A 12532-nucleotide genomic window follows, 5' to 3' on the forward strand; every position below is an offset into this window, starting at 1 on the left:
ATTGGCTGCCTTCAAACGTTGTGTAGATACCCATAGCTATCGCAGGCAAGCCAGCTCCCACATTAGCGCCGCGTCAGGCCAGGCGTGCCCGCCAATCGCCGCCATGCTGGAGGTTGCAGGCTTCTTCGCAATCAAAGCGCACGCAGCGCTCGATTTTCACGGGGGCCACTTCGGCGTCGTGCAACGCCGCAGCCGTCAGTTCGCGCATACGTTGGTCCGCCCCGTTTGCCAGGGCCAGCTCCTTATGGGCCCGCGTATCGAACACCCAAATCACCCGCAGGCTTTGGGGAAACGCGGCGTAATCGACCGTGTGAGTCAGCCACTCGAAGCCCTGGATTTCAGCCTTGGCGGTTTCGCAGGCTTCGGTCAACGTAGCGACCAGGCGGCGTTCGAGGCGGGCGGTGTCGCGTTTGGTTGGGGGCATCAAAGGTCCTGGTATTCAATAAAAGTCATCACATCATCCGGCCCATATTCACGGATTCGCCAGTTGTTCCCCATCGGTTCGAAGTCAAACGCCTTAGACCTGAATGTCACACCGCGCCTCAACCGCGTGCAGCCGCAAGTTCAGACCCGATGCGAAGCACACAACCACGTGATGGTCGGCGGGAAAGGTATCGCTGAGGTAGAACGTATCCGTCTCGGCGTCGGCCGCCACAATGCCGATGGCGTGAAGCACCCTGTCGTCCTCAATCGGGCTGTCATGGCGCCCTTCGGCCGCAAAGTAACTTACGCCATGGAAGGTGAGGGTGACCTCCCGGGGCTCTTCGGGCGGCACCCAGTCCTCGGTCCGTCGTGTAAACCTGAGCGACAGCGTGCCCTCAGACAGCGCGTAATGGATGTCGCTGGCGACATAGAAATTGTGCAGGTCACAGGCGCGTCCTTCGACCTCAACCTCTATATGCCCGAGTGCAAAACCGTGGAATTTCATCGTGCCTGCGGTGAGTTCAAACATGTCGAGTTATCTCGGGATCGGGCACGGCCTACAGTAATCCTCATCTAGGCAACCAATGCAACGCCGTTCAAGCAAACGCGGCGACCATAAACGCCTCCAAGCCTTTCTCCTCCAGAATCTCGATAGAGAAATGCCCGAAGCGCTTGGGCAACCAAATGATGCGCGTGCCGGACGGCGACTGCAGAGCTTCCAGGGCCAATGGCCGGCCGTTTTCATCCTGTGGTTGCACACCCTCGGCTATCAACTCGGCATAGGCCACCTCGATATCCGGTGTGGTGTAGCAATGCCGATAAATCATGCCCTCACCGTGCGCGTCCAACAGCTCGCGCAAGTTGCCCGCCAACGGCTGCACCAGCATAAAACGCTCCTGGCCCATCAACGCCACCGCATACCGCACATGAAAGCCGCCGCGATTCCAGACTTGAGTGCTGGAGATTTTGGCCTTGAGGATCTTGGCGTAATAAGCGCAGGTTTCTTCAAGGTTCTCGACCAGTACGTCGACGTGGCTGAATTTCAGCTCCATTACAGGCCCTCTTGGCGAATGTGGTTTCAGGCGACAGTAGCTGATTTACAACTGTTAACGAATTCAAAGACGCGTTCGATATAGGCTTTGAACAGTCCCGACCTCCTGTTCGCTGAGCCCACAACCATGAAACTGCCCGCCGTCGCTGCCGCATTTTTTGCACTCGCCACCCTGCAATCACCCTGGGCACAGGCCGCAACGCCCATCACCCACGTTGCCATCTACCGAGGCCCGGCGGGCTGTGATGACTGTTCCGAGAACGTCAAAAACGCCTTGCTGCGGCTCAGCCCCAACTACCAGATCGACTTTGTGGGCGCGGATGAAGCCATCGACATCACCCCGCAGAACCTTGCGCGCTACGACCTCTATGTTCAGCCGGGCGGTGGGCAGGATATTCCCGCTGCGCTCGACAGCTTCGGTGATGCACGCGTGGACGCCATTCGCGAGTACGTGGCCAAGGGCGGGCGCTACCTGGGGTTATGCATGGGCGCTTATCTTGCCGACAACAGCAACTTCGGGTTGATACCCCAGGACCTCGACTCTGAAGCCGGCCGGCCAGGGTTTGAAGTACGCGGGATTGAAGACGCGGCGGTGCGGGTGGTGTGGGATGGCAAACCGGACAGTGTGTTCTATCAGGATGGGCCGTATTTTCCCAAGGTTGATGGGCACGCGCCGTATACGGTGATTGCGACTTATCGCAATGGCGATGTGGCGGCGGCGCGGTATCGGTATGAGAAGGGCGTGGTTGTGCTGAGCGGGCCGCATCCGGAGGCGGGGAAGGCGTGGTTTGAGAATGCGGGGATCGCGGTGAGTGAGATGCCGCGAGGGGAGTTGTTTGGGGTGTTGGTGGGGCGGGTTGGGGAATAATGTATGTATCTATGTTTGTTTGGTAGCGGGTTGTTGGGGAGGGCAGCTTTCGGCCAAAAGCTGCCCTTGGTTGCTCTATTTGTATCATCCCCCGGAAACCAGGATCTATCCACTGGAACACTCCGAAATGACCACAACGATGGTCTTTGCCTGCCTTGGATCCAGACTTTGGATAAGCCGTTATCAATGATTCCATGTCTATTTCGTTAATTACACGGCGAGATTAAACATCGTCGCGGTTATGATGGCTAGACTTGTTTGAATACAAATCAAAGCGACACTCAGAAGCCACTTTATATCCTATCTCCCTGTTTATGCTTATATGCTTGCTTAACAAAGCTTAGAAGAGTTTTTTTATTTCATTGGATAAGTAGGCTAGCCCGTCCGAATTGGTTGCACCAATGTTAGCTGCCTTCGTATCTCTGATTATTTGCTTTCGGAGTTCGTCGAAAATTGAAACTTGGCAATCTTGGCCGATATTTTGCTCGCTCAGCAGAATCTTCTTCAGTATGCTTGTTTGGCGTTCAGCACTAAGGGCGGCCCACACACGCGGTGTTATGAACCATTGATCCGTTCCATTGACCATCCATGACTCAACCATCGATAGAAAACCCAACGCATGTCTACACCAATAGCTTAAATAGTTTTTAAGATGTTCCTTATTAGCTGCTGTGCTGGCAAGGAACAACGTTGTCATTCCAGCCTGGGGCACCACGCCAATTAAAGCGCTCACTTCAGATTTTCGCTCATCGCCCCCGAATGCGAAGTTCCCAATGCCCGTCAGCGCAACAGGGAACTCAATATCAAGTTGTAGCGCTTCCAGAGCGATTCCAGTGCTGTCGCCATTGAATACTGCGCGTTCGAAAGCTGGAATTAGATGCAGTTTAATCTCACTTTGCAATTTAACTAATGTCTTGATTTTTTCTTCTGCATTTATTAGTAGCGGATCTTTATTCATAGTCAGTGTAGAAGCTTGCAATTTTACTTTCGCACCTATATTTTTGGCACGCTCAGTGATTATCCTTAACAGTCCCTGGTCTCTGTGGTTGACATACCCTGCTAAAGTCTCGTTTAGGTGCTTCAAGACGGAGTCGCAACGAAATAACTCTCTGCACCCTGTCCTATAAGCCTGAAGCAGAACATGACGAATTTCTCTTATATTTTTATCCTTCTCAAAATGTTCAAACAACTTTTCGTGCGCGGTGCAGAATCCCGGAAAAGTAGTGGCTGCTGACAGGCCCACTTTTTGCATTTTTAATGATCCGACTTTATGATCGAATGCTGGAGTCAATAAATTTCCAGAGTCTGCAATTGCCATAAGAGACATTGATCGCGGAATCGCATGGGACCTTGCGATGCTTAATGAGGCGCAACTTGGGACCATGCATACTCTAGCCCTACTCCAGCTTTTTACGGCCTTCTTAATATTTTCAAAATGGGCCGTAGCCCTGATCGCTTCGCTTTCAAATATGATTTTGTTATTGATGAAGTATTCATCTTCCACCGAGGAAATGATTTTCTCAATTTCGGACAACAATCTAGCGGATTTCTCGTCATTCATCTGACTGTCTCGAAACGCATGCTGGGAATGCTTTGATATCGAATTAAAAATCCTAATCAAACCGTTTAAATTAATTGCGCCAACGCGACATGGTGACATTATTATGCTTTTCCAGTATATCTGGCAGGTCAGAATGAGCTACTGAGGGAATAAAGTCTTTGCCTGTGTCAAATACATACATATTTAGCTTTATTTGAGTCCGATCGAATATTTCGCCCATAGCTGAATACAATACCTCAAAAAGAACGAAGGGCCAGTCTTTAAGACAGTAGACGTATTTAGAATCCTGTTCTTGGTGCTGCCCATAAAATGCTACACCGTCAAGAACAAAAACTCCCCAAGATGCCCCCATGACTGGTTCGGCTGTTTGAGATTTGTTGTTATTCGCAAACTGCGACATCGATGGAGTTGAGGAAAAGTGGATTTGTGATAGCTGATGTGTGAAACTATTTCTTAAGGAGTAGAGAAAAGCTAGCTTAAGTTTAGTTTTTTTGTTTTCGTCTTCTATTGGAAGAGAAGGATAGCTCGTGTTTTTATTTTCTGGCTTGAGTGATTCTGGGTTACGTCTAGTAACGCGTATAGAAGAAAGCAGATGATCTCTGGCCTTGAGCGACAGTCCATTAACGCCTGCATAAAACGCTTTGGTTGCTCCATAAAGGAGATTGTAGTAGTCATGAAGCAGCTTAGCATTCATAACAATTTCTCCAACTTCTGCGTTTAGTTTTTCCAAAGCATCCTTCTTCTCCTCAAGGATTTCATTTTTTTTACTGGAAAGCCACTCATAAAAAGTCATATATGGTCGAGACTGACCCAATAGATCAAAGCAAGTTAATAACAAGTAAACAACTAGGGCTTCTCGTTCGTGTCGAGGGTGATGAACGGTGTTATTGGCCTCGTCCACCGTATAACCTTCAGAGCCCGGCAATGTATCTGACTCCTCGAGAAGTCTTTGGCAAAGAACCAATCTTGCACGGATTAAATTAAGCTTATCCATTGAACAACCTGTAATATTTCAAAAAGTACCCTGGACGTCTTGAATGTAATTCCAGACTTACCATAAAACCACGCCCATCAAATGTTCAATTCAAATCTTATTTTTCTCAGGATAAATTTCTTTTACTCCTTGACTCAATTATTTATAGCGCGCTACAACTCTCGGGTAGATCTACGTCGTAGCACTTCAAGCTTTCCAATTCTTGACTATATCAGCTAAGTATAGAGTTTGCTTTTCCAATCTTCAGGCTACTTGAGCCTCTTGACGCCGCCATGTAAAGTATCATCAAGAATGCAAGTCTATATTTTCGCTCTAAGAATTAGGACTGATTCACTTTAATAAATAAATCAGCCCCATTATTAATGCTATAGCACAGTATTATGGCCAGTTTAGGTATCCTGCAGTCAGCTGTTTGAACCGGCTATCAAGTGGAGCTTTGCCATTCAGAGGCAGATTAATGAGGAGAAAGTCGATACACTCGAGTAGCCGCGCATTGACTACGCCTGACTTTAGTTTTTCTAATGCGCTGCATGCTTGTTTTCGGCAAATTTCTTCGCTTAGCTGAAGTTGTATCTCGTAAGAGGTTAAAGCAGCCAAAGCTGATGGAGCCCAAGCATCTCCTAGCAAGACAAGTAGCTGGTCATAATATACTGAGCCTCTTGGTGAAACCCCGCTGTAATAGGACCGCCCATTCCCAATACGGCACATAAGAAATATTTTTATGAGTTTAGGGCCAAAATTTTGCAATATATCTTGCTGGTTGTGGATATATGACATGATATCATGAGCTACAGGTGCTTCATGATGATAGTTATCCCAAGCATGATGCTTCTCTAACAATGTATCGATTAGACCATCCACAATTATTGCTCGCTCCGCGTTGGAGCGGAATGCATTACCGTTGACAACCTGAAAAAATTGCGTGCCAAGATCATATTTGTCTTTGTGAAGATTTGTATTATAGCCTTCTAAAGTAAGCCCAAGTCGGTACTTGACATCATCGTGGCTTGCTTTCCAAACAGATACAGATAAAAGTGATATGTTTTTTCTCACCTGCGGATCTGTATCTGGAGCCACATAAATTCCAAACATAGTTCTCAGAACGTTACCACAGTGGTGGGACGCTAGCTCATTGATTTTTGCCGTTATTCCTGCAAGATTGGCGGCATCTAATGGTTGTGTATAGCTGCGTAAGTTTTGAATAAACGCCTGAACTTGCAAGGCGGACTCTGTGGGTCTGTCTTTTAGGACATCCTTAATGCAGTTTGTCAGCCAGCCTAATAGTTCGTATGCATTAATTGTGTAATTGGTTGGGTGCGAAATACCTATATCATTTCGCATATCGAGCATGTGTTTTAATTTTTTTGATGTGGTCTCGCTGATTAGCTCAAGCTTGCGGCAAGTATCAAGTAGAGTAGAGTCCTTTACAGAGCGAAGATCTTCTTCCGCTTGATAAAACTCTCTATTTTTCCCGCCAATAGCTGCGTCATAAAAAATATCTAAACCGTAAGCTACGACTTTTTTGTGAAGGTCTAGGATAACTTCATTCCAGATCGCATTGAGGGAATAATCGAAAAGACCGAACCCCGCGCCCACCACAAATTTAGAGAGATATCTCGCGCCCTGCTTTGCTTCAGGAGGAAGTGACTCGATTAGTGCGGGCAAGCTCTGCCCAATAATGGCTCTGTCTTCAGCAGACGCAATAATGTTGTCGTATGGTAGTCCAATGCTTTGCAGTACCTCAACGATCATCTGTGCTTGCGGGTCAACTAACTGCATTTGTGGCTTGGGAATAAGTTTGTTCATCGACGATTCCTTTCTTTTGATGGGCGGTGCTGCCTGGTCATGCAGGAGCCTTCCGTTTGTAGCGTTTTCAGTCTTGGAAGCTATCCGCGGGGAAGTAGCCCTTCCGCCTGGATTACCGGTAATTACTAGCGAGGCGGCATTCTTCCACGCATGCTGGGAAAGCGTATCAACTGGGGCACGACTACTTTCTAAAATCGCATAGGCTCTTGCCTTGTCAAAACCTGGATGCATTTTGCCAGTAACAGCTTGCTTAGGCTATTAAGGGCGAACATGCCATATGAAACCCGCATTTGGCCGATTTCTGCACGCTACGGATGGCAGCTAGTGGCAGAAACCAGCCCCTTTCCCCGCCAACCGGTCTACCATGGCATCCCCCGGCAGTGGTCCATGCGCTCCCGATCATTTTTTCTCAAGGTATCGCCATGTCCATCGACCAAATTTCCCTCCCCAAAGGCGTCGGCCCTCACGCCACCAAGCTCCTTGACGCCATCACCGGCGCCTCCACGCACGAAGAACTCAACCGCGCTGGCGGCAAAGCCGAAGGATTTGTGTTGGGCCTGGAGGCCGCCAAAGCCATCAAAAGCCAGATCGCCGAATCCTTGTATGTGGCTTACGACGATGCAGCGAGTAACCGCGCGGGTGAGTTGAAGGGGTAAGCACCCGGCGATGCAGGACGCTTTGCGCACTGGGCGTTAGACTGGGCGCCTTTTATTGCTCAGGATGAGGCTGTCATGTTCAAAGTTGCTCTCGCGTCACTGCTGCTGGCGTGTGCCTTCGGCGCTCAAGCGGATACGACTGTTGATGTGTCGAAGATTTACGGCAATATCAAGTTCGTCACTAGCTTCCCGGACTATAAGGTCAAGGTAGTAAACAGTTTCCCTGACCTTAAGGTAAAACAGGTAAGCAGTTTTCCCGATTCGGCCGGCAAGTGGAAGACAGTCGAGAGCTTCCCCGACTACAAGATCCAGATTGTTGACTCCTTTCCTGACTTCACCATTCAGTACGTTGATTCGTTCCCTGGGGTTAATTGAAGGCAGCGCCATCAGCGGCGCTGCCTTGGGCTGTTTATCAGCCAGGGCAAGGTGCTTCACGGTCGAGCAATTTGGCCGTGAGCAGCACGCCCAGTTCGCTTAGTTGGTGGATGGCCAGGGCGACGTCGCGGTGTTTGCCGCACAGGTCTTCGGACAGGTCGAGCAGCAGTGTGCTGACGCTGGTGAAGGTTTCGTAGCTGTTGGTGATGAGGGTTTCGGTGTTGGCGTCGGGGACGACGGTGAAGAGGGTGGTTGAGTCAGTTTTTGCTTGAGTCATAACGATATCCTGGTTTTGGCCGCCATCTTTTCGCTACTAAACGAAAAAGGTGGCAGCTGTGCGCAGGTTAGTAGACCGGTGGATATCAAAGCCGGCGCGCCCGAGGACGCCCTACGCACAGCCACCATCAAGCACAGACGCAATGTCTGATTGATGAAGCTCATGCACTTTTCAATACCCAACTCAGGCTACTAAACCCGATCACTGAACATTCAGCGACCGAGCCACCTTAGAGACGGCCACCTCAGCACACAAGCCGGCGGATTCTGACGCACGCGTAGGCAATGGATCAAGGTGCTGCGGGCCTGTTCACCATTCCCTGTGGTTTGGATACTCCCTTGTGGCGAGCAGGCTTGCCCTGCGTTGGGCTGCGCAGCGGCCCCAAAAGCGGCGACTGGTTTTCCCTTTTGGACCGCGTTGGCTGGGTTGGGAGCGCTGCGCACTCCAGCGCAGGGCAAGCCTGCTCGCCACAACGAACCCACTTTCCACAACAAGCCTGCTCGCCATAACGAACCCGCTTTCCACCACAACACTGCTCACCACTTAGAACGCCTGGTTCACCCCAACCCCACGCATGATCGAAAACCGTGGGTCTATCAGCTTCAACCTTTGCTCACCCTTCAAGCGGCCCACCACCACGGTGTAGGTCTTGGGCACTTCGGAGAGGTTTTCCGGGTTGCGCGCCAGTTTTTCAATCGCCGGGGTGTTGGCCCAGTCGGCGATGGTTTTCTGGCGAATGTCCACGGTCACCACCCAGGATTTATCCACGGCGGCGCCCATCAGGTTGGAGTTGGTTGCAATGTTCTGGATCTTGGCGATTTCATAGCCCTGGGCGTAGCAGAACCCGGACTCTTGCTGCACGTAGGCGGCGCGGCCGTTGTCGGTGAGGCTGTAGGTTTTGTCGCTTTTAGCCAGCAGGCCGGCGTCGGTCAGCGCATCGAAGGCCGGCTGGTTGGCGCTGGAGGTGCCGGTCATGACGCTGTCACTCAGGGTCACCGGGAAGCGGTTGAACATCGCCGCCCTGACGCAGGACGCGCCTTCGAGCTTGGGTTGCAGCGCGGCTTGAATGTCGGCGTCCGACGGGCTGTCGCTGCAGGCGGTGAGCAACAGGGCGCTGGCGGTGATGAGGGCCATTTCTCTGATTCGCATCGTTTTATCCTTGACGATTGGTAGCGGGTGGGCAAAGTGTATAGAAACATGGCTGTCACGAAACCCTCCCCGCCGTCGTGTAGGGTCGGTGGCTTGAACCGCGCTGAATACACAAGGAATGCCCACCATGACATTGACCGTCAAAACCCTGCTCGACCTGGCCATGGCCAACCCCATCAACGCCGAAATCACTGCGCGCCTGCCCGACCTCGGTGTGGCGCAGTGCATGCTCACGGCGGGCTGCCTGTTCCAGGCCGTTTGGAACCATCAGTCAAACTTGCCTGCGGCTCATAACGTAAAGGACTACGACGTCTTTTACTTCGACACGGACTTGTCCTACGAAGCGGAGGACAAAGTGATCCGCGCCGCCGCGCGGTTGTTTGAGGATTTGGGCGTTAACGTCGAGGTCAAGAACCAGGCGCGGGTGCACCTTTGGTACGGCGAGCGCTTTGGTCGGCCTTACCCGCAACTGCACTCGGCTAAACAGGGCGTGGACCGTTACCTGGTGGCCGGCACGTGCATCGGGCTGGAGATCGACACCGGCGAGGTGTATGCGCCCTATGGGTTGGCGGATGTGGAGCAGGGCGTGTTGCGCATTAACCCGCAGCACCGCGAGCCTGAGTTGTTCGCCGCCAAGGCCAGGAGTTATCAGGCGCGCTGGCCTTGGCTCACGATCGTTTCGCCGGATGATTTGTGAACTTTTACCGGTTGCCCATACGTCCTATCTTCAAATGAACCCTGAGAGTGGACAGTCCATGATCTTTCTGATTTTCCTCATCGCCTGCGGCGCGGCCGCCAGTACCGGCATCATTTTCAAGCCCGGCCAGTGGTACGAAACCCTGGTCAAACCCAGCTTTACCCCGCCCAATTGGCTATTTCCGGTGGCCTGGACGGTCATCTACCTGCTGCTTGCCTGGGCGGGCTATCGCCTGACGATGATTCCCGGCAGCCAATTGGCCCTGGGCCTGTGGGCGGCGCAGATTGCGCTGAATACGCTGTGGACGCCGGTATTTTTTGGGGCTCACAACCTCTTGGCCGGGATGGTGGTGATCGTGCTGCTGTGGCTGGTGGTGGCGGCGTTGGTGGTGATGGCGTTGCGGCTGGACTTGATCACCGGCTTGATCCTGTTCCCGTACCTGGCGTGGCTGAGTGTGGCGGCGGCGTTGAATTTCTCGATCTTGCGGAATAACCGCTGATGGCTCACACACTCTGGCCCGCGAGCGAGGCTGAACTGGCGCAGATGCGCCAGTTCAATAAAAAGCTCGCGTGGCTGCCGCGTTTTAAAATTCGCAACCGCATCACGCCGCGTTTGATTCAGGCGCTGTTGCGAGTCAGTCAGAAGGTCAAGAAAGCGCCTGCGGCTGAAACCCGCCGAGTGGCCGGCGTGCCCGTGCGCATCCTGCGGCCCGAGGGGAAAACCCAAGGCGTGGTGCTGGATATCCACGGCGGCGGCTGGGTGATCGGCAATGCGCAGATGGATGACGACTTGAACCTGGGCATGGTGCAGGCGTGCGGCGTGGCGGTGGTGTCGGTGGATTATCGGCTGGCGGTGGACACGCCGGTTGAGGGGCTGATGGAGGACTGCCTGAATGCAGCACGCTGGTTGCTCAGCAGTGATGAGTTTGCAGGCTTGCCAGTGTTCGTTGTGGGTGAGTCGGCCGGTGGGCATCTGGCGGCGGCAACCTTGTTGGCGCTTAAGCAATGGCCTGAGTTACTCAAGCGTGTGCGCGGTGTGGTGTTGTACTACGGCGTATACGACTTGAGCGGCACACCGAGCGTGCGCACGGCGGGGCCCGAGACCTTGTTGCTGGACGGGCCGGGCATGGTCGACGCGCTGCGCCTGCTGACGCCGGGCTTGAGTGATGAAGAACGTCGGCAGCCGCCGTTGTCACCATTGAATGGCGACTTCACAGGGCTGCCGCCCGCGTTGATGTTTGTGGGCGAGTTGGACCCGTTGCTGGATGACACGCTGCAGATGGCCGAACGCTGGGGCGCGGCTGCGCAGGTTGAGGCGCACCTGTTGCCGGAGTCGGCCCATGGGTTTATTCATTTTCCGGTGGCGATGGCGGATGGCGTACTTGCTTACAGTCGAGGGTGGATATCGGCGAGAATCCAGTCGGTACTCGCTTGTAGTGATTAGCCATTCACCTGCACCCCGCGTAACCTCTGACACCCGGATTTCCAGATTCCCGCAAGGACGCACACGTGACCCTTTCCCATGCAGTCGTAGGGCTATCGGCATTTTTGCTGATGGCAGGTGTTCAAGCCGCCGAATACAACTTCTCGTTTGATGTGCCCTACGGGCAATACGAGCGGCAATTCAAAATGAAGACCCCAGGTGACGGCACGTTGAGCTGCACGGTGTTCATCGAAAAAGAGTACAGGGGCGAGAAGTGGGTGCCGGCAGTGATTCTGGCGGCTGCCGAAGACGATGCCGAGGACGACACGCTGTTTCTGTCCAGTTCGACCGAGCCAAACGGCGGGCCGCGCACGTTCCACCTGCGCACGTTCAACCAGGCGAAACCGATCATCGACAAGGCGCTGTGGGAGGCCCCGGATGAGAAGGGCGTGTATAAGATGGCCGTGTCGTGGTATGCCAATGGCGCCATCGGTTATCAGTACGGCATCTACGCGAGTTGGCAAGAGAAACAGTTTGTCGAGAAGCCAGGCTTTTCCACGCGCCATGTCAGCATCCATGCGTCGGGCGTGAAGGGCACTGCTTTTTGCTACGTGCATAGCAAATGACATTGAGCGATCGAGATTGTATGACACAAAGCCCGACCATTCGAACGGTCACTGCCGCCGACCTCCCGCAAGTGCTGACCTTTGTGCTGCAGGCCCGTGCCGAGCTTTTCCCCAAGCTCAGCGCGACGGGCATGCCGGATGATCTGGCGCGATTTGAGGCCGTTTACCTCAAGGGTGACGGCCAGTTTCTGCTGGCCTGTGTTGAAGATCAAATCGTGGCTGCCGTCGGCTATCTGCCGTACGACGGGCGCTTCCCGCAGTTGAATTACCAGGGCCGCAAAGTCGTCGAGGTGGTGCGCCTGTTCGTGCTGCCGGCGTTTCGCCGTTTTGGTTTGGCAGGGGAGTTGTATCGCGCATTGGAGGCTAAGGCACAGGCGGATGGGGTGGAGGTGGTTTACCTGCACACCCATCCGTTTTTGCCGGGTGCGATTGATTTTTGGCGGCGGCAGGGGTTTGAGGTGATCGACGTCGAAGCCGACCCGGTGTGGCAGACCACGCATATGCAGCGGGCGCTATAGATCAAGGTGGGAGCTGGCTTGAACCGGTTAGAAGTCTGTCGCAAGTGGGCTGTTGTGGCGAGCAGGCTTGTCCTGCGTTGGGCTGCGAAGCAGCCCCAAACCCAGACGC

Annotated in this window: 16 protein-coding genes; 8 read left to right on the plus strand and 8 right to left on the minus strand. The window is 53.1% G+C overall.

What is annotated here, in order from left to right:
• Positions 1-73: 73 nt before the first annotated feature.
• The 3 genes from ASE80_RS24520 to ASE80_RS24530 form a co-directional block, all read right to left on the minus strand.
• Positions 74-424 carry a hypothetical protein gene (locus ASE80_RS24520; RefSeq protein ID WP_056861206.1) on the minus strand — a complete coding sequence of 117 codons (351 nt, stop codon included), beginning with the start codon at positions 422-424 and terminating at the stop codon, positions 74-76.
• A 93-nt stretch (positions 425-517) separates the two neighbouring features.
• Complete coding sequence (locus ASE80_RS24525; protein ID WP_236708863.1) at positions 518-952, minus strand: hypothetical protein; 435 nt, start codon at positions 950-952, stop codon at positions 518-520.
• A 67-nt stretch (positions 953-1019) separates the two neighbouring features.
• Positions 1020-1475, minus strand: a complete 456-nt coding sequence (locus tag ASE80_RS24530; RefSeq protein ID WP_056861207.1) for a VOC family protein — start codon at positions 1473-1475, stop codon at positions 1020-1022.
• 126 nt (positions 1476-1601) lie between these two features.
• Between ASE80_RS24530 and ASE80_RS24535 the strand changes: the two genes are divergently transcribed.
• On the plus strand, positions 1602-2342 hold the full coding sequence (locus ASE80_RS24535; protein WP_056861208.1) for a BPL-N domain-containing protein: 741 nt from the start codon (positions 1602-1604) through the stop codon (positions 2340-2342).
• A 340-nt stretch (positions 2343-2682) separates the two neighbouring features.
• Here the strand turns inward: ASE80_RS24535 and ASE80_RS24540 are convergent, their stop codons facing one another.
• From ASE80_RS24540 to ASE80_RS24555, 3 genes are all read right to left on the minus strand, one after another.
• Entirely contained in the window at positions 2683-3903 is a 1221-nt protein-coding gene (locus ASE80_RS24540) for a hypothetical protein (protein ID WP_133257321.1), read from the minus strand.
• A 70-nt stretch (positions 3904-3973) separates the two neighbouring features.
• Positions 3974-4897 carry a hypothetical protein gene (locus ASE80_RS24550; RefSeq protein WP_133257320.1) on the minus strand — a complete coding sequence of 308 codons (924 nt, stop codon included), beginning with the start codon at positions 4895-4897 and terminating at the stop codon, positions 3974-3976.
• Positions 4898-5275: 378 nt separating this feature from the next.
• Positions 5276-6703 (minus strand): hypothetical protein, encoded by a 1428-nt coding sequence (locus ASE80_RS24555; protein WP_056861212.1) that lies wholly within the window; start codon positions 6701-6703, stop codon positions 5276-5278.
• A 422-nt stretch (positions 6704-7125) separates the two neighbouring features.
• Between ASE80_RS24555 and ASE80_RS24560 the strand changes: the two genes are divergently transcribed.
• On the plus strand, positions 7126-7359 hold the full coding sequence (locus ASE80_RS24560) for a hypothetical protein (RefSeq protein ID WP_056861213.1): 234 nt from the start codon (positions 7126-7128) through the stop codon (positions 7357-7359).
• Between the two features lie 75 nt (positions 7360-7434).
• Positions 7435-7734: a hypothetical protein gene (locus tag ASE80_RS24565; RefSeq protein WP_056861214.1), complete on the plus strand. Its 300-nt coding sequence runs from the start codon at positions 7435-7437 to the stop codon at positions 7732-7734.
• A 37-nt stretch (positions 7735-7771) separates the two neighbouring features.
• On the opposite strand, the gene ASE80_RS24570 is transcribed toward ASE80_RS24565, so the two are convergent.
• Both ASE80_RS24570 and ASE80_RS24575 read right to left on the minus strand, forming a co-directional pair.
• Positions 7772-8011, minus strand: coding sequence for a DUF6124 family protein (locus tag ASE80_RS24570; RefSeq protein WP_017136895.1), 240 nt, complete (start codon positions 8009-8011; stop codon positions 7772-7774).
• A 543-nt stretch (positions 8012-8554) separates the two neighbouring features.
• Positions 8555-9160 carry a hypothetical protein gene (locus ASE80_RS24575; RefSeq protein WP_056861215.1) on the minus strand — a complete coding sequence of 202 codons (606 nt, stop codon included), beginning with the start codon at positions 9158-9160 and terminating at the stop codon, positions 8555-8557.
• A gap of 127 nt (positions 9161-9287) precedes the next feature.
• Here ASE80_RS24575 and ASE80_RS24580 point away from each other — a divergent pair, with 127 nt between their 5' ends.
• From ASE80_RS24580 to ASE80_RS24600, 5 genes are all read left to right on the plus strand, one after another.
• The gene (locus ASE80_RS24580) at positions 9288-9857 is read left to right on the plus strand and encodes a nucleotidyltransferase family protein (protein ID WP_056861216.1); all 570 of its coding nucleotides are present in this window, start codon (positions 9288-9290) and stop codon (positions 9855-9857) included.
• A 58-nt stretch (positions 9858-9915) separates the two neighbouring features.
• Entirely contained in the window at positions 9916-10356 is a 441-nt protein-coding gene (tspO, locus tag ASE80_RS24585; protein WP_056861217.1) for a tryptophan-rich sensory protein TspO, read from the plus strand.
• Positions 10356-11300: an alpha/beta hydrolase gene (locus tag ASE80_RS24590; RefSeq protein ID WP_056861218.1), complete on the plus strand. Its 945-nt coding sequence runs from the start codon at positions 10356-10358 to the stop codon at positions 11298-11300. The genes tspO and ASE80_RS24590 overlap by 1 nt, the downstream gene beginning before the upstream one ends.
• 65 nt (positions 11301-11365) lie before the next feature.
• Positions 11366-11905, plus strand: coding sequence for a hypothetical protein (locus ASE80_RS24595; RefSeq protein ID WP_056861219.1), 540 nt, complete (start codon positions 11366-11368; stop codon positions 11903-11905).
• A gap of 20 nt (positions 11906-11925) precedes the next feature.
• Positions 11926-12423: a GNAT family N-acetyltransferase gene (locus tag ASE80_RS24600; RefSeq protein WP_056861220.1), complete on the plus strand. Its 498-nt coding sequence runs from the start codon at positions 11926-11928 to the stop codon at positions 12421-12423.
• Positions 12424-12532: the final 109 nt, after the last annotated feature.

The organism is Pseudomonas sp. Leaf15 (assembly GCF_001421425.1).
In the GTDB taxonomy this organism is placed as follows: Bacteria; Pseudomonadota; Gammaproteobacteria; order Pseudomonadales; family Pseudomonadaceae; genus Aquipseudomonas; species Aquipseudomonas salomonii.